25 protein-coding genes are annotated in these 22,980 nt (G+C 71.2%); 12 read left to right on the forward strand and 13 right to left on the reverse strand.

The window, feature by feature from the left end; translation table 11 throughout:
- Positions 1-88: 88 nt before the first annotated feature.
- The 5 genes from CJZ86_RS15660 to CJZ86_RS15680 are packed head-to-tail and all read right to left on the reverse strand — an operon-like array spanning position 89 to position 6,365.
- Positions 89-910: an inositol monophosphatase family protein gene (locus CJZ86_RS15660; RefSeq protein ID WP_094587351.1), complete on the reverse strand. Its 822-nt coding sequence runs from the start codon at positions 908-910 to the stop codon at positions 89-91.
- A complete protein-coding gene (locus tag CJZ86_RS15665) occupies positions 907-2,301 on the reverse strand; it encodes a BCD family MFS transporter (RefSeq protein WP_094587352.1) in 1,395 nt (464 codons plus the stop codon). The genes CJZ86_RS15660 and CJZ86_RS15665 overlap by 4 nt, the downstream gene beginning before the upstream one ends.
- Positions 2,302-2,307: 6 nt before the next feature.
- Complete coding sequence (locus tag CJZ86_RS15670; protein ID WP_094587372.1) at positions 2,308-3,984, reverse strand: TolC family protein; 1,677 nt, start codon at positions 3,982-3,984, stop codon at positions 2,308-2,310.
- 59 nt (positions 3,985-4,043) lie between these two features.
- Positions 4,044-5,438: a TIGR03279 family radical SAM protein gene (locus CJZ86_RS15675; protein ID WP_094587353.1), complete on the reverse strand. Its 1,395-nt coding sequence runs from the start codon at positions 5,436-5,438 to the stop codon at positions 4,044-4,046.
- A 54-nt stretch (positions 5,439-5,492) separates the two neighbouring features.
- Entirely contained in the window at positions 5,493-6,365 is an 873-nt protein-coding gene (locus CJZ86_RS15680) for an undecaprenyl-diphosphate phosphatase (RefSeq protein WP_094587354.1), read from the reverse strand.
- Positions 6,366-6,436: 71 nt separating this feature from the next.
- Between CJZ86_RS15680 and CJZ86_RS15685 the strand changes: the two genes are divergently transcribed.
- The 3 genes from CJZ86_RS15685 (at position 6,437) to nadB (ending at position 9,493) form a co-directional block, all read left to right on the forward strand.
- A complete protein-coding gene (locus CJZ86_RS15685; RefSeq protein ID WP_094587355.1) occupies positions 6,437-7,183 on the forward strand; it encodes a DUF3120 domain-containing protein in 747 nt (248 codons plus the stop codon).
- A gap of 131 nt (positions 7,184-7,314) precedes the next feature.
- On the forward strand, positions 7,315-7,692 hold the full coding sequence (psbU, locus tag CJZ86_RS15690) for a photosystem II complex extrinsic protein PsbU (RefSeq protein WP_094587356.1): 378 nt from the start codon (positions 7,315-7,317) through the stop codon (positions 7,690-7,692).
- Positions 7,693-7,849: 157 nt separating this feature from the next.
- Positions 7,850-9,493: an L-aspartate oxidase gene (nadB, locus tag CJZ86_RS15695; RefSeq protein WP_094587373.1), complete on the forward strand. Its 1,644-nt coding sequence runs from the start codon at positions 7,850-7,852 to the stop codon at positions 9,491-9,493.
- Between the two features lie 27 nt (positions 9,494-9,520).
- Here nadB and CJZ86_RS15700 read toward each other — a convergent pair whose 3' ends face one another.
- Complete coding sequence (locus CJZ86_RS15700) at positions 9,521-10,447, reverse strand: vitamin K epoxide reductase family protein (RefSeq protein WP_094587357.1); 927 nt, start codon at positions 10,445-10,447, stop codon at positions 9,521-9,523.
- Between the two features lie 125 nt (positions 10,448-10,572).
- Here CJZ86_RS15700 and rimO point away from each other — a divergent pair, with 125 nt between their 5' ends.
- Positions 10,573-11,967 (forward strand): 30S ribosomal protein S12 methylthiotransferase RimO, encoded by a 1,395-nt coding sequence (gene rimO / locus CJZ86_RS15705; RefSeq protein ID WP_094587358.1) that lies wholly within the window; start codon positions 10,573-10,575, stop codon positions 11,965-11,967.
- Complete coding sequence (locus CJZ86_RS15710; RefSeq protein ID WP_094587359.1) at positions 11,964-13,193, forward strand: MFS transporter; 1,230 nt, start codon at positions 11,964-11,966, stop codon at positions 13,191-13,193. The genes rimO and CJZ86_RS15710 overlap by 4 nt, the downstream gene beginning before the upstream one ends.
- Here the strand turns inward: CJZ86_RS15710 and CJZ86_RS17690 are convergent.
- On the reverse strand, positions 13,180-13,296 hold the full coding sequence (locus CJZ86_RS17690) for a cytochrome b6-f complex subunit 6 (protein ID WP_502690441.1): 117 nt from the start codon (positions 13,294-13,296) through the stop codon (positions 13,180-13,182). The two genes, CJZ86_RS15710 and CJZ86_RS17690, sit on opposite strands and share 14 nt — an antisense overlap.
- A gap of 181 nt (positions 13,297-13,477) precedes the next feature.
- Here CJZ86_RS17690 and CJZ86_RS15720 point away from each other — a divergent pair, with 181 nt between their 5' ends.
- Together CJZ86_RS15720 and CJZ86_RS15725 are read left to right on the forward strand one after the other, a co-directional pair.
- Positions 13,478-15,088, forward strand: coding sequence for a B12-binding domain-containing radical SAM protein (locus CJZ86_RS15720; RefSeq protein WP_094587361.1), 1,611 nt, complete (start codon positions 13,478-13,480; stop codon positions 15,086-15,088).
- A gap of 59 nt (positions 15,089-15,147) precedes the next feature.
- Entirely contained in the window at positions 15,148-15,669 is a 522-nt protein-coding gene (locus CJZ86_RS15725) for a hypothetical protein (protein ID WP_094587362.1), read from the forward strand.
- A gap of 23 nt (positions 15,670-15,692) precedes the next feature.
- Here CJZ86_RS15725 and CJZ86_RS15730 read toward each other — a convergent pair whose 3' ends face one another.
- On the reverse strand, positions 15,693-16,076 hold the full coding sequence (locus CJZ86_RS15730; protein WP_094587363.1) for a DUF4346 domain-containing protein: 384 nt from the start codon (positions 16,074-16,076) through the stop codon (positions 15,693-15,695).
- Entirely contained in the window at positions 16,039-17,268 is a 1,230-nt protein-coding gene (locus tag CJZ86_RS15735; protein ID WP_094587364.1) for a GNAT family N-acetyltransferase, read from the reverse strand. Before CJZ86_RS15735 ends, CJZ86_RS15730 begins: the two co-directional genes overlap by 38 nt.
- 80 nt (positions 17,269-17,348) lie before the next feature.
- Here CJZ86_RS15735 and CJZ86_RS15740 point away from each other — a divergent pair, with 80 nt between their 5' ends.
- On the forward strand, positions 17,349-17,786 hold the full coding sequence (locus CJZ86_RS15740) for a hypothetical protein (protein ID WP_094587365.1): 438 nt from the start codon (positions 17,349-17,351) through the stop codon (positions 17,784-17,786).
- Here CJZ86_RS15740 and CJZ86_RS15745 read toward each other — a convergent pair.
- Positions 17,768-18,475: a dihydrofolate reductase family protein gene (locus CJZ86_RS15745; RefSeq protein WP_094587366.1), complete on the reverse strand. Its 708-nt coding sequence runs from the start codon at positions 18,473-18,475 to the stop codon at positions 17,768-17,770. The genes CJZ86_RS15740 and CJZ86_RS15745 overlap by 19 nt on opposite strands.
- Complete coding sequence (locus tag CJZ86_RS15750; RefSeq protein WP_094587367.1) at positions 18,472-19,434, reverse strand: 6-carboxytetrahydropterin synthase; 963 nt, start codon at positions 19,432-19,434, stop codon at positions 18,472-18,474. Before CJZ86_RS15750 ends, CJZ86_RS15745 begins: the two co-directional genes overlap by 4 nt.
- A gap of 63 nt (positions 19,435-19,497) precedes the next feature.
- Between CJZ86_RS15750 and CJZ86_RS15755 the strand changes: the two genes are divergently transcribed.
- Positions 19,498-20,142 carry a shikimate kinase gene (locus tag CJZ86_RS15755; RefSeq protein ID WP_094587368.1) on the forward strand — a complete coding sequence of 215 codons (645 nt, stop codon included), beginning with the start codon at positions 19,498-19,500 and terminating at the stop codon, positions 20,140-20,142.
- Between the two features lie 15 nt (positions 20,143-20,157).
- Here CJZ86_RS15755 and CJZ86_RS15760 read toward each other — a convergent pair whose 3' ends face one another.
- Both CJZ86_RS15760 and CJZ86_RS15765 read right to left on the reverse strand, forming a co-directional pair.
- A complete protein-coding gene (locus CJZ86_RS15760; RefSeq protein WP_094587374.1) occupies positions 20,158-20,418 on the reverse strand; it encodes a CRR7 family NDH-1 assembly protein in 261 nt (86 codons plus the stop codon).
- Positions 20,419-20,477: 59 nt separating this feature from the next.
- Positions 20,478-21,197, reverse strand: coding sequence for a glutathione S-transferase family protein (locus CJZ86_RS15765; protein ID WP_094587369.1), 720 nt, complete (start codon positions 21,195-21,197; stop codon positions 20,478-20,480).
- A 75-nt stretch (positions 21,198-21,272) separates the two neighbouring features.
- Here CJZ86_RS15765 and CJZ86_RS15770 point away from each other — a divergent pair, with 75 nt between their 5' ends.
- From CJZ86_RS15770 to CJZ86_RS15780, 3 genes are all read left to right on the forward strand, one after another.
- Entirely contained in the window at positions 21,273-21,479 is a 207-nt protein-coding gene (locus CJZ86_RS15770) for a DUF751 family protein (protein WP_094587370.1), read from the forward strand.
- 2 nt (positions 21,480-21,481) lie between these two features.
- Positions 21,482-21,907 (forward strand): 30S ribosome-binding factor RbfA, encoded by a 426-nt coding sequence (rbfA, locus tag CJZ86_RS15775; protein WP_094587371.1) that lies wholly within the window; start codon positions 21,482-21,484, stop codon positions 21,905-21,907.
- Between the two features lie 8 nt (positions 21,908-21,915).
- Positions 21,916-22,980, forward strand: a 1,065-nt coding sequence (locus CJZ86_RS15780) for a glycoside hydrolase family 3 N-terminal domain-containing protein (RefSeq protein WP_286145744.1), incomplete at its 3' end; no start/stop codon positions are given.

A 22,980-nucleotide genomic window follows, 5' to 3' on the forward strand; every position in this document is an offset into this window, starting at 1 on the left:
AAAACTTACAACACCGTCGGCTCGCGCCTCTCGATCCCGTAAGCCTGCCCCCCGCTCGAGCTCTCGCTCTCTGGGGCGCAGTCCAAAATCATATCACGTGATTTGCCGGGCCCCTTGTCTCCAGGGCTTCCGCCCAGGGCATGAACCGCTCCAACGTCTCCTGACGGTTGGCCACGAGCACCGGGAAGTCCGTCTGGGCCAGGTCCTGGCCAGGCTGCAACCCCTGGGGGCTCGGCCCCAGCCAGCGCAGGGGGCAGCCCAGCTCTTCGAGCACCAGCCAGGCCGCCGCCAGGTCCCAGATCTTCGGTGTGGCCTCCAGGGCCGCCATGGTCTGCCCCATGGCCACGGATACCAGATTGAGGCTGGCGACGCCCAGCAGCCGGATCTTGCCGGGGAAGGGACGGTGGGGCAGCTTCTGGAGCACCCGGATCGAGCGGCTGCAGAGCGAGGCGCAGCCGGCGTTGTGGAGCTGCTGGGCGGGCGGCGGAATGGGCTTGCCGTTGCGCCAGGCCCCCTCGCCCCGGATGGCCACGATCCGCTGCCGCAGCGGCGGCACATCGAGGATCGCCAGGACCGGCACACCGGCCTCGAAGCGGGCCATCGAGATCGCCCAGTAGGGGATGCCGGCGGCGAAATTGGTGGTGCCATCCAGGGGATCCACCACCCAGTAGGCCGGCGTGGCGGGCACCTGCTGGCGGCCCTCCTCGCTCAGGACCCCCTCCCCGGGAAACAGCTCGGCCAGTCCCTCCACCAGCGTGGCGTCGCTCCAGCGATCACAGGCCGTGATGAAGGACCCATCGGCCTTGAGATCCGGCTGGCTGTGGCCGAAGTCGGCCCGCTGACGCTCGGCAACGCGGTCGAGCAGGGACTCCAGGCGGGAATCGAGGGGGTGCGGGGTGATGACCTTCATCCCATTTCCATCTCCAGAACCTGGCTGAGGCTGCGGGAGGTGTCCTCCCGGAACTGGCGCACGTTGACATACCCGAGCAGCAGCAGGGCCGCCAGGGCCACCAGCAGCTCGACGCCCAGCACCAGGGCAAAGGGTCCGTAGGGCCCGTCCCCCAGCGGCAGCGAACGCCCGATGTCGTACAGGCCGCCGCCGAGGAGCTTGCCGATCGCCCGTGAGAGGGCCTGGGCCAGGCCCCAGACGCCGACGAAGGTGCCGGCGGCCTGGGGCAGGGTGAGATCAAGCATCAGGCAGAGGGCGCTGTTGGTGCCGATCCCGGCCGCCAGGCCGAACAGCACCATCACGGCCTGCAGGAAGGGGATCCGGGCGGTCAGGCCCGCCACGAGCAGCAGCAGCAGGGACAGGGCAATCAGCTGGCAGCCGAGGCGGGCGGTGGCCATCTTCCCCAGACGGGGCACCACCCAGAGCCCCGCGAGCAGCAGGCCGACCAGGGTGCCGACACCCCAGAAGGCGTTCAGCTGGGCGGTGGCGGCGATCGGCATGGAGAACACCTGGGCGCCGTAGCTCTCGAGCACCGGGTCCTGCAGGAACAGCGCCAGCGTGAAGAGGATCAGAAAGGAAAAGAAGATCAGCACCTGGCGACTGGAGGTGATCAGGCTCCAGGACTGGCGCAGGCCGATGGCGTCCTCCCGCGGCACCACCGTCCCGTCGCTGCGCTCCCGCAGGGGGGATTCCATGCCCCAGGTGGCGACCACCGTGAGCAGCATCACCGCCCCGGCCACGGTCGCCATGAAGCGGGAGAGAGTCGCCTCCAGCACCACCGGATCACTCACCCCATCCAGGGAGCGCAGGCTCACACCGATGGACACGGCACCGATGACGATGCCGACCGTGAGCATGCACCAGATGATGCTCACCGCCCGGGGTCGCTCCTGCTCACTGGTGCGGTCGATCACCAGGGCCAGGTAGGGGGTGGTGGCCAGGGAAATCGCCAGGCCGTAGAGGGCGAAAAGGCCGCAGAGGGCGGCGATCCCGAAGGCGAGGCCAGGCTGACTGCCGTCCTCGAGCAGGCGCCCCACCCGGAAGATCAGCGGCACCGACAGCACCGCCAGCAGGCAGAAGGCCGCCGTGCCGAGCAGCACGTAGGGGACCCGGTGGCGGGAGGCCAGGGGATGGGCATCGGAGATCTGGCCGAACAGCACCCGGGAGGGGGCCACGAACTGCTCGAAGGCCAGGGCACCGCCCACGAGCAGTCCGGGGAAGCCCAGCTCACTGAGCATGATCCGGTTGAGCAGCCCCGAGAAGATCACGGCCAGGCAGCCCAGGCAACCCTGGAAAAGGCCCAGGCGCACCGTGGCGGGGAGAGTCAGGCCGGGGCGGAGAGGTGACGACAACGGGCGTCAGGACCCCGGCGGCAGCGCCTCGGGCCCGGTGGGGCTGCCCGCCCGGCAGGCCGGGATCAGGGGCTGGGGCTCCACGGGGATCTCGGAGGTGCCGGCCGCCCTCGGGCTGGTGGCCGGCAGGGCCTGGCGCTGGCACAGGCCGACCTGGTCGAGACCGGTGAAGCGCCGCAGCCGGGCCAGGGCCTTGTTGTAGTCGGAGATGGCCGTCGACCAGCGCACTTCGGCCTGGGTGAGGTCACGCTGGGTGTCGACCACCTCCCGCTGGGTGGTGACCCCCGCCTGGAAGCGGAGGCGGGCCAGCCGCAGGGATTCCCGGGTGGAGATCACCTCGCGGGAGGTGGTGGTGATGTTGCGGTTGTTCTTCTCCAGCTCGAAGAAGTTGGTTTCCACCTGCTGGCGGATCGCGTCCCGCTGCTGGGCGAACTGGAAGGAGTTCTCCTGGGCCACCTGCTTCTGACGGCGGTAGTTGGCCCGGGCGGCACCACCATCGAAGATCGTCCAGCTGAGGTTGAGGCCCACGGTGTTCTCCACCGACCAGCCCTCATTGCCGAAGTTGACCCCCGGGGTGCTGCGGTTGGCGAACTGAACACCCCGGGTGCGGCCACCGGTGAGGCCGTAGGCGATGTTCAGGAACGGCTGGGCCGCGCCCAGGGCCGCGTTCGCCTCGCTGTTGGCGATCGAGATGTTGAGCAGGACGTTGTCGAGCTCCTCGCGGAAGGCGTAGGCGGCGATGATGCTCTCCTGCAGCGACGGCAGCCAGGAACCCACCACCCGCGAGGGTTCCTTCGAGGTGGGGGTGATGTCCTGGGGCAGGTCGAGCAGGGCGGCGAGGGCGCGACGGGCGATGGCCTGGTCGGCCAGACCCTGGGTGAGCACCTGCTGGTCGCGGGCCAGCTGGGTTTCCGCCTCCAGCACCTCCAGCTTGGTGGCCACGCCGGCCTGGAAGCGGGCCTTCGCATCCCGCAGGCTCACCAGGGAGGAGCGCACCGACTCCTGGCCGATGCGGACCGTCTCGTCGGAGACCTGGAGATCGAAGAAGGCCTCCGCCGCCTCCAGACGCCGCGCCCGCAGGCCGATCAGGTACTGGTTCTTGGCCTGCTCGAAGCGGTCGCGGGCAGCGGCAATCTGCGGCGTGCGGGTGGGGTTGATCAGGCCCCAGCTGGCCTGGAGCACGGCCGACATCCGCCAGATGCTGGTGATCGTGTTGCCGGGCTGCTGGCCGGTGCCCGTGAAGGCGCTGCTGAACTGCTCGCCGCCGGTGTAGGTGGGCAGGCTGTTGGCGTTGAGCTGGATCGTGGGATACCAGAGGGCGATCTGGGCACGCAGGGCCGACTGGGCCTGCTCCACCTGGCTGGCGATCGCCTTGAGCTCGGGGTTGTTGACCTCGACCAGGGTTTCCACATCGGCCAGGCCGAGGGGGCGCAGCTCCCGGATGCGCACCTGGGACGGCTTGACCGGCAGGGCCAGGGGGTTGGGGGCGATCAGATCCTGGAGACCCGGGGGCAGCTCCTTGGCGGCGGGCGCCAGCACCGTGGGGTTGGACTTGGGCCGGGGACCCTTGACCTCAGGGGCCAGCGGCAGGGCCGGGGAGGCCGGAGGGCTCGTGACTGCTGGGGCTGGGGCGGACTGGGCCCGCACCGGCATCGCCTGGAGGCCGAACGACGGGAGCACCACCAGTGCCGCGAGCAGGAGTGGTTGGCGCCTCACGTTGGACCGTTCGCTTCAGGCAGAGCTTAAGCATCTCCCCGTGGGGTGCCGAGGCAGGCGGCCACCAGATCGTCCGCACCCCCCAGCAATCGAACTGGCACAGGCAGACGATCACGCAGCTCGGCGAGGGTGCTGTCGTCCAGAAACACCTCCTCCCCCTCCCGCAGCATCACCCGCGGCAGCAGCAGTTCCTCCCCCAGGTCACGGCCGCGCAGGCCCTCGATCAGGTCGGAACCCGTGAGCAGCCCGGTGACCACCTGCTCCTGCCCCCAGTAGGGGCTGGGCAGGCCATGGAGGAGCAGCTCCAGCCCCTCGACCCGGTTGAGCCTCTCCACCACCGGCTGCAGGGCCTCGGCCACGAGGCGACCCACCACCCAGCTGCAGCGGCGCGGGCTGGCGATGCTGGCGGGCAGCTCCCGGGTGGCCCCCTCCAGGTCCTCCAGGAAGGCGCGGATGCTGCCGACCCCGTTCTCCTGCTGGGGCAGATCCTCGTAGCTGGCGCGCGGCGGCAGGGGCTGGCCGGCGATCAGGAACCACTCATCGGACAGCCAGGCGAAACGGCTGCCGGTGCTGGCCTGGAAGGCGGGCTGCAGTCCCTCGACCCGGGCGATCACCTCCAGGGCCCCCTCCCGGTCGACCGGCCTGAGGGCATCGCCGGCCGGACGGAAGCGCGTCAGACCCACCGGCACCACGGCGGTGGAGAGCACGGCGGGCCAGGGTCCGGTGGCGAACCGCGCCAGGTCGGTGAGGGTGCGCTCCAGGGCCTCGCCGTCGTTCAGCCCCGGACACACCACCACCTGGGCGTGGATCTGGAGCCGCCGCTCGGCGAACCAGGCCAGCTGCTCCAGCAGCAGGGCGGCCCGTGGGTTGACCAGCAGGCGGCTGCGCAGCTCCGGATCGGTGGCATGGACCGAGACGAACAGGGGCGAGAGGCGCTGCTCCTCGATGCGGCTCCAGTCGGCCGCCGTGAGGTTGGTGAGGGTGAGGTACGAGCCGTAGAGAAAGCTGAGCCGGTAGTCGTCGTCCTTGAGGTAGAGGCTGTCGCGGCGCCCCGGCGGCTGCTGGTCGATGAAGCAGAAGGGGCAGTGGTTGTTGCACTGGCGCAGGCCGTCGAACAGGGCCTCGCTGAAGCCCAGCCCCAGCCCTTCATCCAGGTCCTTTTCCAGCTCCACCACGTGGAGGGTGCCGTCGGGATCTTCCACCTCGAGCACCAGCTCCTCCTCCCCCTGCAGCACCTGGACGTCGATCAGATCCCGCGGGCGGATGCCGTTGATGCTGCGCAGGCGGTCACCGGGCTGGAACCCCAGCTCCTCGGCGATGGAACCCGGCTCCACCGTCGCCACAAGGGCAGGCCGGGGCTGGGTGACGGGCCCGGCGAGGGCGGTGGGCCCGGCGAGGGCAGAGGAGGGCTCCTTCCACACGGGAGGTGACGGCGGGGCGAGGGACGTTGGCTCCAGTGTGGCGGTCCCGCCCCTTCAGGGGGTGACCCCCTCCAGCCCCCGGAAGCCCAGCAGGATCACCAGGCCGAACAGCAGCCGGTAGCCGACGAAGATCCAGGTGCTGTTCTGCTGCAGGAAGCGCAGCAGCCAGGCGATCGCCAGCCAGGAGACCACCGCCGCCGCCGCGATGCCCACCAGCATCGGGATCACGCCACCGGTTTCATCCGAGCCGAAGGCGGCCTTGAGCTCCACCAGCCCCGCCAGGGTGATGGCGGGAATGCCCAGCAGGAAGGAGAAGCGGGCCGCGTCGGAACGCTGCCAGCCATCAAAGAGGGACGCCGTCAGGGTGCTGCCCGAGCGGGACACCCCGGGAATCAGGGCGAGGGCCTGGGCCAGCCCCACCAGCAGGCCGTCCCGGGGGGTGACCGCTTCGAGCAGGCGGCGGCGGCGGCCCACCAGTTCCGCCACCGCCAGCAGCAGGGCCATCACGATCGAGACGATGGCGATCGAGGTGAGGCTGCGCAGGGGGGAGGTCTCGTAGCCGGGCAGCAGCACCTTGATCGCCAGACCCGCCAGCAGGATGGGCACGGTGCCCAGGGCGATGGCCACCCCCAGCCGGGCAGGCGGGTCGTTCCACTGGCCATGGCGGAAGGCCCGGGCCACCCCGGCGCTCACCTCGGCCAGATCCTTGCGGAAGTAACCGAGCACCGCGGCGATGCTCCCGAGCTGGATCACGGCTGTGAAGGCAACCCCGGGATCACCCCAGCCCAGGAGCACCGGGACCACCTTGAGGTGGGCCGTGCTGCTGATCGGCAGGAATTCCGTCAGCCCCTGCACGACCCCCAGAACGAAGGCGTGCCAGCAGGCCTCGACCAGGGGCAGGGCGGCGGCCGTGGCGACCAGCGGCATGGGGGGAGCCGATACTGCGGCTGACCCTATGGCCGGACGGGTCACGGAAGCACCCCTCCACCCCCTTAAGGTTGCACAACTTTCTTCACAACCAGGTGCTCGGGGTTCCACCCACCCTTTCCGCCCGTTCCGAGGCCCTGCCGGGCCTGCGGCTCGGCACCGTCCCGGCCGCGGCCGTGCTGCCCCTGGCGGCGGCCCTGCTGGTGACCGTGCCGGTGTTCCTGCAGGCCCCCTGGGTGCGCGCCGCGCCGATGGCGGCGACCCTGTTCACCATCCCCCTGATGGCCTTCGCCCTGCTGCTGGAGCGCCGGGGCCAGGGCCCGTGGCAGCAGCTGGGTGTGCTGCTGGTGGGCTTCTGCGGCAGCTGGCTGGGGGGCTGCCTCTTCTGGGGTTGGTTCCGGCTCCATCCGGTGATGCATCTGCCGATCGAGGCCTTCGCCCTGCCCCTGGCGGTGGCGGGCCTCGGCGGCCGCTGGCGCCTGGCGGGCGCCTTCTATCTGGGCTCCCTGCTGGGCACCGCCAGCACCGATGGGGTGATGGCGGCCGCCGGCCTCATGGACCTCTGGCCCCGGGTGCTGAACGCCCCCCTCACCGAAGCTCCCCTCCTGCTCCAGGGCGCTGCCCTGCAGGTGCTCCAGCCCTGGCCCCTGGCCCTGATCGCTCTGGCGGCGGGCCTGCTGCTGGTCCTCTGCCGCCGCCTCTGGTCGCTGGGTGGGCCCTGGCGGGTGGCCGCCGCGGCCGTGGGAACCACCCTGGCCGTCGATGGCCTGTTCCTCGGGGCGGCCCTGCTGGCCCCCCACCTGAGCGGCCTGATCTGAAGAACTGCAAAAGCGCGCCCGCCTGTGCAGGGAGACCCGGGGGCCTTCTGTAACGTTGCAGGGGTGATCTGCGGATCACTGCCCAGTCCCTGCCAGGGTCCCCTGGTTCTATCCCCCTAAGGAGTGTCGTGATGAAGCGGCTGCTTGCCTGGTTGATGAGTGGTGTGGTCCTGGCCGGTCTGCTCGTGACCCTGCTTCTGCCCGGTGCCGCCCTCGCCGCGGAGCGCCGCAACGAGATCGACGACAAGCTCGCCGAGAGCGTCGGCAAGGTGGATCTCAACAACGCCTCGGTGCGCAGGTTCCAGCAGTACCCCGGCATGTACCCGACCCTGGCCGGCAAGATCGTCCTGGGTGGTCCCTACGACAGCGTCGACGATGTGCTGTCCCTCGATCTGACCGATCGTCAGAAGGAGCTGTTCAACAAGTACAAGGGCAACTTCACCGTCACCCCCCCGGCGATCGCCCTGAACGAAGGCTTCGATCGCATCAACGACGGCGTCTACCGCTGATCTCCCTGGCGGTCCTCCCCCGGACCCCTCCCGAACCGCCGTCACCACGGCGGTTTTTTTGTGGCCGCAGGCCCGCCACCGTCCGTCCCATAGGCTCGGCTGCACAAGGCACGGTGCAAAGGGGTGAACCAGCCGCTTGGATGAGCCGGATCCGCGCATGGCACCCCACTGGGACGTGGTGGTGGTCGGCAGTGGTGCCGCGGGCCTGATGACCTGCCTGGAATTGCCCCCGCAGCTGCGCGTGCTGCTGCTGAGCAAATCCAGTTCCCCCCCGTCGGCCAGCCGCTGGGCCCAGGGGGGCATCGCCGCGGTGACCGGAGCCGACGACAGCTTCGCCAGCCACATCGCCGACACCCTCAAGGCGGGCGCCGGGCTCTGCGATCCGGCCGCGGTCGAGGTGCTGGTGCGGGAGGCGCCGGCCTGCGTCGAGCGCCTCGTGCAGCTGGGCATGGAATTCGATCGCACCCCCCAGGGCCTGAGCACCACCCTGGAAGCGGCCCACAGCCACCGCCGCGTGCTCCACGCCCAGGACCGCACCGGGGGAGCCCTGGTGGATGCCCTGGAGCGGGAGGTGCAGCGCCGGCCTGGCCTGGAGCAGCGCAAGGGCATCCCCGCCCTGCAGCTGTGGGTGGAGAACGGCCAGTGCCTTGGCCTGCAGGTGCTCGAAGGCCAGCGGCTCCGCTGGCTGAGGGCCGGTGCGGTGGTGCTGGCCAGCGGCGGCGGCGGCCATCTGTTCGCCCACACCACCAACCCGGCCCAGGCCAGCGGCGACGGCGTCGCCATGGCCTGGAGCGCCGGCGCCCGGGTGCGGGATCTGGAGTTCGTCCAGTTCCACCCCACGGCGCTGATGCTGCCGGACGCCCCCCACTTCCTGATCAGCGAGGCGGTGCGCGGCGAGGGGGCCCGGCTCTTCGACGACGCCGGCCGCTCGCCGGTGGCCCGCCTGGAGGGGGGCGATCTGGCGCCGCGGGACCAGGTGAGCCGCGCCCTGGCCCGCTGCATGGCCGAGCAGGGGGTCACCCACCTGTGGCTCGACCTGCGGCCGGTGGGCCGCGAACGGCTGGAACGCCAGTTCCCGACGATCCTGCGCCGCTGCCGGGAGCTGGGGCTGGCCCCCGGCGACGCCCCGATTCCGGTGGCCCCGGCCGCCCACTACTGGATGGGGGGCATCGGCACCGACCTGGAGGCGGCCACCAGCCTGGGGGGCCTGTACGCGGTGGGGGAAGTGGCCAGCACCGGGGTGCATGGGGCCAACCGGCTGGCCAGCAACTCGCTGATGGAATGCCTGGTCTTCGCCCGCCGGCTGCGCCACCTGCAGCCCCAGCCCCTTCCCCCCACACCCCTCGAAGCCCCCTGCGAGGCCCCGGCCCTGAGCGAGGCCGAAGCGCGCTCGGGCCCCGATGAGGCCACCCTGCTCGCCGCGATCGCCGACCTGCGCCGCCTCTGCTGGCAGGTGGCCGGCGTGGAGCGCCGCGGCGTCGATCTCATCGGCGCCCTGCGGCAGGTGCGCAGCGAGCGCTCGGGCCATGAGCGCTCCCCCCTGCTGCGCCGGGCCCATGATCTGCCCCACGACCAGGAACTGACGCTGACGCCGGAGCAGGGCCGCCGCCTGCTGCTGCTGCAGGACCTGCGCCAGCGGCTGGTGCTGGCGGAGCTGCTGATGGAGGCCGCCGCCTTCCGGGTCGAGAGCAGGGGCGGCCATTACCGCACCGATTGTCCTGCGCCCCAGCCGTTCTGGCGGCGCCACACGGTGCAGCGGCGGGGCCGCTCACCCTTCACCACCCCGGTGGGGCAGGAGTGAAGCGGCAGGCTCAGGCGTGAGGGCGGCTCAGTTGGCGATCGAGCCCTTGTAGCCGCTCAGGGCGGCGAGCTGGGCGAGGGTCTTCTGGCCGGAATCGAGCTGGCCCTTGATCTCCCAGGTGGGGAAGCCCTGGATGTTCTTGCTGGCGCAGAGGGCGGCCTGGCTGTTGCGACCGTCGGGGGCGCATTCGATGATCTTGAGCTTGGCGCTGGCCTCCTTGCCGAAGAGCTGCTTCTGGTCGTGGCAGTGGGGGCACCAGTAGGCCGAATACATCACCGCGCCGGAGGCGGTGAGGTGGTCGGCTAGGGCGATGGTGGCCGGCGTGCTGGCCGAGGTGACCGGAATCGGCATGCCCGGGCCCGTGGCCGACTCGGGCCGGTTCAGGGAGGTGGCCCAGCCGAGGCCGATCAGGCCGACGGCCAGCACCGTGAGCACGCCACGGAAGAGCAGGGCACCGGTGTCCTCCCACTCCCCGCCGATCAGGCTGAGCACGAACAGCGCCAGGCTGATCGCGGCCGACATCAGGCAGAAGGTGCAGAACGCCTTGATCTGGAAGGCCATCACCCCCACCAGCACCAGGCTGAAGACCGCCATGCCGGCGCTGAGCAGGAACAGACCCCACCAGCTGAGCCCGTTGATGGTGGTGCGGGCCTCACCCTTCAGCAGCAGCGGCAGCACCGCCATCACCAGCACCGCGCCATAGGCCAGGAAGCCGAACAGGGACAGGGGCTGGCCGAAGACGCTCCCCCAGGGGCTGTTGAGGACCTTGTCGCAGCCCTCGGCGCCGCCGGGGCAGCTGAGGTTGCCGATCAACCCCCAGCGGTTCAGGGTGATCGTGGCGGTGTCGATCACGCCGATGGTGGCCAGCACGGCCATCACCACCCGCGCCCAGCGGCGACCCGGCTCGGGGCGACGGCGACTCGTGAGGCGACTGGCGAGGCGGGTGGAAGTCACGGGGACCAACGGATCACGGTGCGATTCTCGCAGCCGCAGGGACTTGCATAGGGTGGATATCGGCGTTTGTCGCCCGGCCCCCAGCGGGCCGCAGGCCCGTCCCCCCCCCTTCCTCCCGCAGCACCATGTCCCCCCAGCCCGGCCGAGAACGGCCCACCGTGGCCTTCACCCATCTGGGTTGCGAGAAGAACCGGGTGGACACCGAGCACATGCTCGGCCTGCTGGCCGAGGCGGGCTACGGCGTCAGCGCCGACGAGAGCGAGGCACGGGTGGTGGTGGTCAACACCTGCAGCTTCATCCAGGACGCCCGCGCCGAATCGGTCCGCACCCTGGTGGAACTGGCTGAACAGGGCAAGGAACTGATCATCGCCGGCTGCCTGGCCCAGCATTTCCAGCAGGAACTCCTGGACTCCCTGCCGGAGGCCAAGGCCATCGTCGGCACCGGCGATTACCAGCACATCGTCGAGGTGCTGGAGCGGGTGGAGGCCGGGGAGCGGGTCAACCGGGTGAGCCAGGTTCCCACCTTCGTGGGGGACGAGCACCTGCCGCGCTACCGCACCACGTCCGAAGCGGTGGCCTACCTGAAGGTGGCCGAAGGCTGCGACTACCGCTGCGCCTTCTGCATCATTCCCCGGCTGCGGGGCGACCAGCGCTCCCGCCCGATCGAGTCGATCGTGGCGGAGGCCCGCCTGCTGGCCGAGCAGGGGGTGAAGGAGCTGATCCTGATCAGCCAGATCACCACCAACTACGGGCTGGATCTCTACGGCAGGCCCCGCCTCGACGACCTGCTGCGGGCCCTGGGGGAGGTGGAGATCCCCTGGATCCGGGTCCACTACGCCTACCCCACCGGCCTCACCGAACCCGTCCTGGCCGCCTACCGGGACGTGCCCAACGTGCTGCCCTACCTGGATCTCCCCCTGCAGCACAGCCATCCGGAGGTGCTGCGGGCCATGAACCGCCCTTGGCAGACCGGGGTCAACGGCGCCCTGTTGCAGCGCATCCGCGACCAGCTGCCCGACGCCGTGCTGCGCACCACCTTCATCGTCGGCTTCCCCGGGGAGACGGAGGAGCACTTCGAGCATCTGCTGGCCTTCGTGGCCGAGCAGCGCTTCGACCACGTGGGCGTGTTCACCTTCTCCCCGGAGGACGGCACCGCCGCCGCCGACCTGCCGGATCCCGTGCCCGCCGAGGTCGCCAGCGAGCGCCGGGACCGGCTGATGGCCCTGCAGCAGCCGATCGCCGCCGAGCGCAACGCCGCCTGGGTGGGCCGGATCGTGGACGTGCTGATCGAGCAGGACAACCCCACCAGCGGCGAGATGCTGGGCCGCTGCGCCCGCTTCGCCCCTGACGTGGACGGGGAGGTGCACGTCAGCCCGGGCGAGGGCGGGCTGTGCGCCGCTCCGGGCACGATGGTGCCGGTGCGGATCACCGCCGCCGACACCTATGACCTGCGCGGCGAGGTGGTCGGCGCTGGCGCGATGGTGAGCGAAGCCCTGGCGGCGACACGGAGCCGGGCTTGAGTCCCGGCAGCGGAGGCGGCTGGCTGCAGCGGCACCAGCGCCCCCTCTTCCTGGTCGCCTCCGGCCTGAGCACCACCGGTTCCTTCGCCGGACTGACGGCCAAGGGCTGGATCCTGATGGCCGGCACCGGCAATCCGCTGCTGCTCGCCCTGCATTTCGCCGCCCTGGCCCTGCCGAGCCTGGTGGTCAGCGGCCGGGCCGGGGTGCTCACGGATCGGCTGGGCTGCGAGACGGTGCTGATCCGCTCCCAGTGGGGCCTGTTCGGCGGGGCGGCCCTGGGGGCCCTCGCCATTCCCCTGCTCCAGGGGGTGGGGCAGGTGGTGTTGCTGTTGCTGAGCACGCTGGTGGTGGGCGTCTCCAGTTCCTTCGAGCTGACGGCCCGCAGCAAGTACTGCTCGCTGCTGGTGGAACGGCCGGAGCAGGTGGCCCCGTATCTGGCCAGCTTCTCGGTCGTGTTCAACGTCGGCAAGCTGGTGGGCCCTCCCCTGGGGGGCTGGCTGGTGGCCCTTTCCGGGCCCGCGATGGCCCTGGCGATCGATGCGGCCTCCTACCTGCTGCCGATCGCCACCGTGATCTGGCTGCTGCGGCCCCACCGGGACTTGGAGCAGCGCAGCGCCGGAGGCGCGGGGGCCAGCCTCGGGGCCGCCTGGCAGGGCTGCGGGCCGACGCTGCGCCACGTGCTGCGCTTCACCACCGTGGCCTGCCTGGTGGGCTTCTTCCATCCGGGCCTGGCGCCCCTGATCGCCGCCGAGGTGATCGGGCCTTCCCCGCAGGCCCTCGGCCTGTTCACCAGCGTGCTGGCGGCCGGCAGCATCGCCGGCGGGCTGGTGCTGCAGCGCAACAGCCGCGCCCTGAGTGAGAGGCCGGCGCTGCTGCTGGGGGGCTGCGCCGTGGCGGTGGCCCTGGCCCAGCTGGGGATGGCCGCCGTGTCCGGGGGGCCTGTCGCCCTGGCGATGGCGCTGCTGCTGGGGGCCGGCACCGCCGGCCTGCTGGCCGGATCGAACCTGATTCTGCAGGTGGGGGCGCCGATGGCCCTGCGCGGCCGCATGGCCGGTCTGGGGCAGATCGCCTTTCTGGGGGGCGGTGGCGTGAGCGGGCTGGTGGCCGCCGCCCTGGCGATGACCGTGGGGCTGCCTGCCACCTTCGCCCTGCTCGGCGGCGTGGGGCTGGTGGTGGGCGTGCTGGAACTGGGGCGGAAAGGAGCGCTGCGGCTCAGATCAGCCTGATGCCCTTGAGCACGACCGTGGCCAGGAAGGCGGCAGTCAGCCCGCCACCGACGAGCGCCAGATAGATCACCACACCCACGAACGCTGCTGCGAGGAAGGCCATCATTACAGCAGAGGATCCGCCCCCTTCCGGCCCCAGGCCAGGCGAGGAGGGGGTAGAACCATCGAACAATTACCGAAACCTCCTAGGGTTGCGGCGCAGCGGAACCCGCCTGAACCCCTGCCGCAGCCGCGCTATCGCCCACGGACCATCCCCACCGGACCATCCACCAAGCACCTGCAGCATGCGCACCCTCTTCATCTATCCCGAATTCCCGAAGACGTTCTGGAGCTACGAGAAGATTCTCGAGCTGGTGAACCGCAAGGTTCTCCTTCCCCCGCTGGGCATGGTCACCGTGGCGGCCCTGCTGCCCCAGACCTGGGAGATGAAGCTGGTCGACCGCAACGTCCGCGAGGTGACGGAGGCCGAGTGGAACTGGGCGGAGCTGGTGGTGATCTCCGGGATGATCGTCCAGAAGGCCGACATGGCCGCCCAGATCGCCAAGGCCAAGCAGCGGGGCCTGCCGGTGGCCGTGGGCGGCCCGTTCGCCAGCTCCACCCCGGACGCGCCTGAGCTGCAGCTGGCCGATTTCAAGGTGCTCGACGAAGGGGAGATCACCCTGCCGATGTTCATCGAGGCGATCGAGCGCGGCGAACGCCAGGGCCGGTTCAGTGCCGAAGGGGAGAAGCCCGATGTCACCGGCACCCCCATCCCCCGCTTCGATCTGCTCGAGCTGGAGGCCTACGACTCCATGTCGGTGCAGTTCTCGCGCGGCTGCCCGTTCCAGTGCGAGTTCTGCGACATCATCGTGCTCTACGGGCGCAAACCCCGCACCAAGACCCCCGAGCAGCTGGTGGCGGAGCTCCAGTACCTCTACGACCTGGGCTGGCGCCGCTCGATCTTCCTGGTCGACGACAACTTCATCGGCAACAAGCGCAACGCCAAGCTGCTGCTGCCGGAGATCAAGCGCTGGCAGATCGCCCACGGCTACCCCTTCAGCTTCGCCACCGAGGCCTCGGTGGACCTCGCCTCCGATGACGAGATGATGCTGATGATGGCCGAGGCCCGCTTCGACAGCGTTTTCCTGGGCATCGAGACCCCCGACGAGGCCAGCCTCGAAACGGCCCGCAAGCTGCAGAACACCCGCAGCTCCCTGGAGGAATCGGTGGACCGGATCACCTCCTACGGCATCCGGGTCATGGCCGGCTTCATCATCGGTTTCGACGGCGAGAAGCAGGGTGCCGGCGATCGCATCGTCGAATTCGTCAGCCGCACCGGCATCCCCGCCGCGATGATGGGCATGCTGCAGGCCCTGCCCAACACCGGCCTCTGGCATCGCCTCGAGAAGGAAGGCCGGCTGGTCCAGGAGAAAACCGACGCCAAGGGCGTCAACCAGACCAACCTGCTCAACTTCGTACCCACCCGGCCGATCCGCCAGATCGCCAACGAGTACGTCGATGCCTTCTGCCGCCTCTACGAGCCGAACGCCTACATCGACCGGGTCAAGCACTACTACCTGAAGATGGGCCAGCCCCGCTGGCAGCAGTACGTGCCGGCGGCGGCCTTCGGCAAGGCCAGCCTGCCCAGCTGGACCGATGTCCGCGCCCTGCTGATCGTGATCTGGCGTCAGGGACTGAAGCGCGACACCCGCGGTCGCTTCTGGGCTTCCCTGTTCACCATCGCCCGTCGCAACCCCAACAACCTGGAGCAGTTCCTGGTGACCCTCGCCCACAACGAGCACTTCCAGGAATACCGGGGCGTGGTGACCCGCGAGATCCAGGAGCAGCTCGCCGCCCTGCCCCCGGAACCGCCCGAGGGATCGCGCGAAACCACCCGGGAGCTCCAGCCCGCCTAGAGCTCCAGCCCTGACCGGCGACGGGAGTACGGTCCAGTCACTGCATCGGTGACGCAGTGATGCAGAAGACCTCCGAACCGAAACGCCGTTTCACCCGCACCTCGGTCCTGGCGATCGTCGCCGGATGTGGCCTGCTGGGCCTGGCCCTGAGCCGCTGGGATCCCCTGGGCCCCCAGTCGATGATCTGCCGCCACCGGGACGACCCCACCGGCCAGATCGACTTCCGCGTCGATCTGGGGCGGGGGGACGATCGGGTGCGCTTCGCCGATGGCCAGACCCTGCCGGTGAAGACCTCCCGCGACCGGATCACCTTTCTCGAAAAGGAATCCAACAACTTCCACCTCTCCGACAACGACGGCGATGAGGTGGCCATGGGCCATGCCCCGACCAGCCAGCAGCTTCCTGGTATCGCGGGCCTGAAGCCCCCGATGGTGGTGCATCCGGACCAGCACCACGACGTGGAGCACCACACCACGATCGACCGCCGCACCCTCACCTTTCAGGAAAACGCCATGCAGAAAGGGGGCGGGCGCGGGGCCTTGATGATGTACGGCCGCTGCCGTCCCGTCGCCGCCGGCTGAATCGGGCCCTGGGCGGGCTGGGGCTAGTCCTGCACGTAGGGCAGGCACGCCACAAGACAGTGCTCCGCCTTCTGGAGCTCCCGGCCCAGGTAGAGGGCATGGTCGAGCCGCGACAGGGGATAGGGGCCGTCTCCCTCGGTCAGGGCGATGCCGAGTTCCTTGGCGCTGCGGCCCCGGTACACGGCCCGGGGTGCCCGCGGGTCGCCGCCCCGGCAGCTGAGCACCTCTCCGGTGTTGGGGTCGGTGGCCAGTCCCCGTTCATCGATGCCGTTGGCGTAGTGCTCGGCGATCAGCTCGCCGGCGGCGGCATCCACCTTGATCAGGAAGTAGCCCGCTGCATCGAGGTTGATGAAGCGCTGGGAGAGAGCCTCATCCAGGCTCTGAAGGGGGTTCGGGTCGCGGTGCATGGGGGGGATCGTAGGAAGCGGTGAAGGGAAGCTCCGCGTTCATCGCCGCGATCGCCGCGTGCATCTCCCGGTTGGCACCCGGCAGCCAGTCCCGCAGGATGGCGTCGAAGCGGGGGTCGTACCAGCGGTGCAGGCTGGCCCGGGGCTGGGCCACGAAGCCCCGGCGCCGCTTGTGGCTGCCGCCGGCACCGGGATCGAAGCTCTCCAGGCCGCGCTCGATCGCCCAGGCGATCGGGGCGTAGTAGCAGACCTCGAAGTGCAGGTTGTCGAGTTCGATGTCGCTGCCCCAGTAGCGGCCCCAGAGGCCGGTGGCATCGTGCACGCACAGCGACATCGCCAGGGGCTGCATCGGCTCGCCCCGATGGGCGCTGAACAGCACCAGGTGCTGGCGCAGGTCGGTGGCGGCCGCCTGGAAGAAGGATTCGGTGAGGTACTTGCTGCCCCAGGGCCCCCAGCGGCTGCAGTGCTGCTCGTAGAACCGGTGCATCCGCTCCAGCAGGCGCGGCGGGATCTCCTCCCCCGCCAGGGGCGTGACCGTCAGCCCCGCCTCCGCCACCGAGCGACGTTCGCGGCGGATGTTGCGGCGCTGGTTGGCATTGAAGCTGGCCAGATAGGCCTCGAAGTCGGCATGGCCCGGGTTGCGCCATTCGCTCTGCTGGTTGATCCACAGGGCGCAGCCGGCCGCCTCCGCCAGGGGCTGCCAGGCCGGATCGACATAGAGGAAGTTGCAGCTGAGGATTCCCTGGCGCCGGCAGAAGCCGTCGATCTCAGCCAGCATCCGCTGGGTGAGGGCCGCCGCGTCTTCGCCGGGGGCCACATGGAAGCGGTAGCCCTGCACCGGGCTCACCGGGCTCATGCCGACGAGCTTGGGGTAATAGCGCAGGCCGAGCTGGCCGGCGAGCTGGGCGAAGGACTGGTCGAAGACGAACTCCCCGTAGCTGTGGCCCTTGAGGTACAGGGGGGCCAGGGCCACCAGCCTCCCCTGGCGCCAGAGCCCCAGGTGGCAGGCCTGCCAGCCCTGGCGGGGCACGATGCTGCCGCTGGCCTCCAGGTGGTGCAGCCATCGCCAGCCGTAGAAGGGGCGATCCACCGCCTCGGCCGCAGCCTCCCTGGTGCCCCCCACCAGGGCCTGCCACTGGTCTTCCGGGATCTCCTGTGTGGCCTGATGCCAGCGGACTTGCAGCTCGGCCATGGCCGCTGGCAACGCAGGGGGGAGGGGGCAGGCGCAAAACTAACGGTTGATTCCCTGCGACCGAGCGTCCTTCCCCCGCCATGGCCAAGCCCCTGCGGATCCTGGTGCTCCTGACGGCCGCCACGGCGCTGGTCGTGTCTGCGGCGCCCGCCAGGGCCGGGCTGCTGCGGCCGGTGCTGATGCTGCTGCGTCCCCAGCTGGAGAACCAGCTGACCCGGGTCTGCGTGGAAACGGTCTCCGCCGGCCGGGCCGACCTGGAGAAGAGCCTCCAGGATCCCTGTCGCAAGCTGGCGGTGCCCACCAGCAAGTGCCTGATCGAGGAGACCGACAACAGCGGCCGCAGCCTGGGGGTGCTCACCGAGATGGTGAGCGGCCGCTTCGGCGATGACAGCGAGGAGGTGGTCAAGCGCTGCCTGGCCAGGATGTTCGGCCTGCCCACCGACAGCCTGCGGGACATGCCGCTGCGGGAACTCGGCAGGCGTTTCGGCAGCTACGGCCTTCAGGAGGTCACGCCCTGAGCCCCGGGGCGGCGCCAGCGCAGCAGCAGTTCGTCCCCCGGCAGCGCCCGGTGCTCCACCAGCCGCCAGCCCGCCCGGGCCGCCGGGGCCACCCGGGCGTCGGCCGGCAGCCAGCCGTGGGGGCCCCCCAGCAGGCGGGGGCAGACGGTGAGCTGGAGTTCATCGAGCAGGTCCTCGGCCGCCAGGGCCGCCGCCAGCTTCGCCCCCCCCAGCACCGCGATGCGCCGCTGACCCAGGGCCGCCAAGGCCGCCAGGGCCTCGGGCCAGCTGTCCAGGGGCATGTGACGATCGAAGCCCTCGGCAGGGGCGGCGGGGGGCAGCGGGGCGGCCTGCAGCAGCCAGCGCTCCAGGGGCTGGCGAAAGAAGGGCAGGGCGGCGGGTAGCCGGCCGCTGCGGCTCACCGCGATGGCGATCGGCTGGTCGCTGCGGCCCTGGGAGCGGCGAGCCTCGAGCAGAGCGGGGCTGTGGATCAGGCAGGTGCTGCCGTGGCGCCGCAGGGTCTCGGCTCCCACCAGGACGGCATCGGCCCAGGCCAGGGCCTCCTCCAGCACCAGCCGGTCAGCGGCGCCCCCCAGCTGAGCCGCCCCCCCCTCGGCCGGCGCCAGGCGGCCGTCGAGGCTCACCGCCAGAACAAGCCGCAGCTCGGGCCGGAGGCCGCTCGGTCGGGGATCCGCCGCCGCCGGACTCAAACGGCCGCGAGGGCTTCGAGGGCCGCCGGGACCATCTCCAGCTGGGGCGTCTCGGCGAAGACCTCGGCGGCATTGTTGGGGCTCTCCTGCAGGCGCACCTTGTGCAGCCGGGCCCCGGTGGCGGCGATCGGGGCGCTGAGCAGGTCGGCGATGTGGAGGGCGATGTTCTCGGCGGTGGGAACGCAGCCGGCGAAGTGCTCCACGTCCTTGTTGAGGAAGGTGTGGTCGAAGGGCTCCACCACCAGGTCGGCCACCAGCTGCTGCAGCGCGGCCAGGTCGCAGACCATGCCGGTGCGCCCATCGATGGGGCCCCGCACGGTGACGTCGAGCAGGTAGTTGTGGCCGTGGCCATGGGGGCGGGCGCACTTGCCGTAGATCGCCTCGTTCTCGCTCTGGCTGAGCTCGGGGCGGGCCAGGCGATGGGCCGCGGCGAAATGGGTGCGGATGGAGAGGAAGGCTTCCATGGGATCGATGGTGGAACCGCAGAGCACGTCGGCCCAGAGGTTGGTTTGTTCGTGGAGCCGCAGGGCCACCAGCGGCAGATGGGGGGCCAGCCGGTCGCGGATGGCCAGCAGCAGGGCTTCGGTGGTGGGCAGCCGGCCGTCGGGGCGGGAGAGGTCGAACTCGGGCCAGACCTCGTTGAGGAAACGGAAGTCGAGCGGCTCGGTCACCTCCCGCCGGATGGCGTGCTTGACGTCGGAGAGGTTGAGCACCATCCCGTCAGCGTCGAGCGGGCCGCCCATCGCCACGGTGAGCTCGTAGTTGTGGCCGTGGCCCGGGGCCAGGCTGCAGCGGCCGAAGCGCCGGGTGTTCTCGGCGTCATCGAGTTCCGGCAGCCGGTAGAGGTGGCTGGCACTGAAGGTGGCCCGGCGGGTGATCACGCAGGGGCGGCCACGCCCGTGGGCGGCGCCGGTGGGGGAGGGTGCCGCAGGAGGGGCGGTCAACCGGGTTGCGGTCATCGCCGAGGCCCAGGGGACGCCCATCCTAGAAACGGGGTCCGGACCGCCGCCGACCGCGAACCCATGGCCCCAGCCGATGACGCCCCGCCCCGCCCCTCGCACCGGGACCTGGCCCGCCGTCTCGATGGCCTGAACATCTACCTGGTGGGGATGATGGGGGCCGGCAAGAGCGCCGTGGGACGCCCCCTGGCCGAGGCCCTCGGCTATCGCTTCATCGATGCCGACACCGCCCTGGCGGAGGTGGCCGGCCGGCCGATCGCCGAGATCTTCGCCAGCGACGGAGAGGACGGCTTCCGTGCCCTGGAGACCGCCGTGCTCAACGGCATCGCCAGCTGGCATTCCCTGGTGGTGGCCACCGGCGGCGGGGCGGTGACCCGGCCGGAGAACTGGGGTCACATGCGCCAGGGGGTGGTGGTGTGGCTCGAAGCCCCCGCACAGGAGCTGCTGCGCCGTCTGGCCGCCGACCCCACGCCCAGGCCCCTGCTGGACACGCCCGATCCCGCCGCCCGGCTGGAGGCGCTGCTGCACGAGCGCCGGCCCCTCTACGCCCAGGCCGACCTGACGGTGGTCCAGCGGGGCCAGCCCGCCGCGGTGGCCCTGCAGGTGCTGGAGGCACTGCCCTCGGTGCTGCGCGACCCCACCCCGGCTCCGGCCGACCCCGTCCGGCTGCAGGACGCCGACGGGCAGTCCCGCCCCTCGCTCAACTGAGGGACGCCGGAGCGTTCAGGACGGCGGCTCCAGCCGCACGGCGAACCACTGGATCGCGCAGCCCGGCGCCAGTTCCAGTTCGCAGGCGGTGTCGAGCAGCCGGCCGGCCCGGGCCTCGGGATCGGCCAGGTCGGCCAGGTCGGCCGGGGGCTCGGCCAGGGCCGTCAGGTGGGCGGCCAGCCAATCAAGGGTCTCGGCGGCGCTGAGGATGCTTTCGCCCTTGCCGGGCTCCAGCACCACGTAATGGTCGAGCTCCCGCAGCAGCGGATCGGACACGGCCAGAACAACGGCGGCCCCCATCCTGACGGGTGGAGGGCCTGCCCCGGCGGGGATCCTCAGCCCCGACCCACCGCGGCGTGCACCCGGTCGCGCCAGGCGAACAGGGGCTCCAGCACGGGGTTGTCGGCGATGCCCTCCACCCCGCGACCCGCCAGGGGGGCGCCAGCGCAGGCAGGGAACTTCAGCAGATAGAGCTGGGCCGCCACCGCGATGTCGGCCAGGGTGAGGCCATCCCCCTCCAGGTAGGGGCGCTCGCTGACCAGCAGGGCGAGCTGCTCGAGGCTGCGGTGCAGCTGCCGCACCTCACAGGGCCCGAGCAGGTCACGCATCGCCTCGGTGGCGGAGCCGATCAGGCCGCCGGGCAGGGCCCCCACCAGATCCCGCAGGGGCGCGGGGGTGGCCTCGGGCAGCAGGGCGGCGCGCAGCACCGGATCGCTGGCCGCGGCCTGGAGCAGGGCCAGACGGGCGCCCCGGGCCAGGGCGGTGTCGGCCCAGTCCTCCAGCAGCAGCACCCGGGCGCGGGCGACCGGATCGGCCGGCAGCAGGGGCGGCTCCGGGTGGGTGGCCTCCAGATGCAGGGCGATGGCGGTGGAATCGGCGATCACCTCGCCCCCGTCCACCAGCACCGGCACCTGCCGCTGCCCGGAGAGACGGAACAGCTCCAGCTGCCCCAGGCCGGGGGTCACCTCGACGATGGTGGCCTCGAGACCCTTGCGGGCCAGGAGCAGCCGCACCTTCTCGCAGAAGGCGGAATGTCTGAACTGATGCAGCTCCATGGACCCTCCGGGCCGGCTGGGCGTGGCCCCGGGCGGCAGAGTAGCCAGCATCCGAGCAGGACCGTCGCCGAGGCCATGAAGGACTTCTTCGTCAATGTGACGCGCTATCCGCGCTATCTGATCGCCTTCAGCCTGGGGGTGTTCAACTCGGTGTTCGAGCCGCTGGCCCGGCGCCGCAGCAACCCCGTCACGGCGGTGGCCCTGGTGGGCGCCCTGATCAGCGGACTGGTCAGCCTCACCCTGGTGCTGCGTGCCATGGTGCAGTCGGCACCGCTGTCGTAGTCATGGCCCAGAGCCGACGGGTGGAACGGGTGGCGGCCCTGATCCGCCGCGAAGTGAGCGAGCTGCTGATGAGCGGCATCAAGGACGAACGGGTCCACCACGGCATGGTCAGCGTCACCAACGTGGAGGTGGCCGGCGACCTGCAGCACTGCCGGATCTTCGTGAGCATCTTCGGCAGCGCCGAGGATCGCGAGGTGGCGATGGCCGGCCTGCAGGCGGCATCCGCCTATGTGAAAGGGGAGCTGGGCCGGCGCCTCAAGATGCGCCGCACCCCGGAGGTGGTGTTCGTCCTCGACCGGGGTCTGGAGAAGGGCAACACGGTGCTGGGACTGCTGCAGCGCCTGGAGACGGAGCGACGCGGGCGGGAGGAGCCGCTGGCGGAAGCGGGCGAAGCGGATCCCGCGGCTGACACCGACAGCGACAGCTGATCCCGCCCATGGCTGCGCTCCCCGATTCGCCCCAGGCCGCCCTCGCGCCCCAGGCCCTGGATCGGCTGGCCGCCGAACTGCTGGTGGTGCGCTGCAGCGGCCACCCGGCCGATGGTCAGCGGCGCTACCCCCGCTGGGAGCTGGACAACGCCAGCCTGCAGCGCCTGCTGCTGCGCGGGGTGTGCGGGGTGATCCTGCTGGGGGGCAGCGCCGCCGAACTGCGGCTACGCACCCGCCAGCTGGAGGCCTGGGCCGGCGCTCCGCTGCTGCTCTGCGCCGACGTGGAGGAGGGGGTGGGCCAGCGCTTCGAGGGGGCCAGCTGGCTGGTGCCGCCCCTGGCCCTGGCCCGGATCCATGCCGAGGATCCCGCCCTGGCCCTGGATCTGGCCCGGCGCTACGGGGCCTGCACCGGCCGGGAGGCCCGCCAGCTGGGGCTCAACTGGGTGCTCGCCCCGGTGTGCGATGTCAACAACAACCCGGCCAACCCGGTGATCAACGTGCGGGCCTGGGGTGAGGACCCGGCCACGGCCGGAGCCCTGGCGGCCGCCTTCTGCCGCGGCGTCCAGGCCGAAGGCGTGCTCGCCTGCGCCAAGCACTTCCCTGGCCACGGCGACACCGCCAGCGACTCCCACCTGGAGCTGCCCCTGATCCCCCACGGCCGCGAGCGCCTGGAGGCGGTGGAGCTGCCGCCCTTCCGGGAGGCCATCGCGGCGGAGGTGGCCGCGGTGATGACCGCCCACCTGCTGCTGCCGGCCTTCGACCGCGACCATCCGGCCACCCTGTCGCGGGCGGTGCTCACCGGGCTGCTGCGCCAGGAGCTCGGTTTCGAGGGGCTGATCGTCACCGACGCCCTGGTGATGGAGGCGATTGCCGGCCGCTACGGCCCCTCGGAGGCCGCGGTGCTGGCCCTGGAGGCGGGGGCCGACCTGGTGCTGATGCCGGGGGATGCCGACGGGGCGATCGACGCCATCGTGGCGGCCGTGGCCAGCGGCAGGCTGGGCCTGGAGCAACTGCAGGCCAGCCAGCGGCGACGCCGCCGGGCCCTGGAGCGCTGCCCCGCCGACGACGGCGGC

Origin of the sequence: Synechococcus sp. BO 8801, assembly GCF_002252675.1 — a bacterium.
Lineage (GTDB): Bacteria > Cyanobacteriota > Cyanobacteriia > PCC-6307 > Cyanobiaceae > Cyanobium.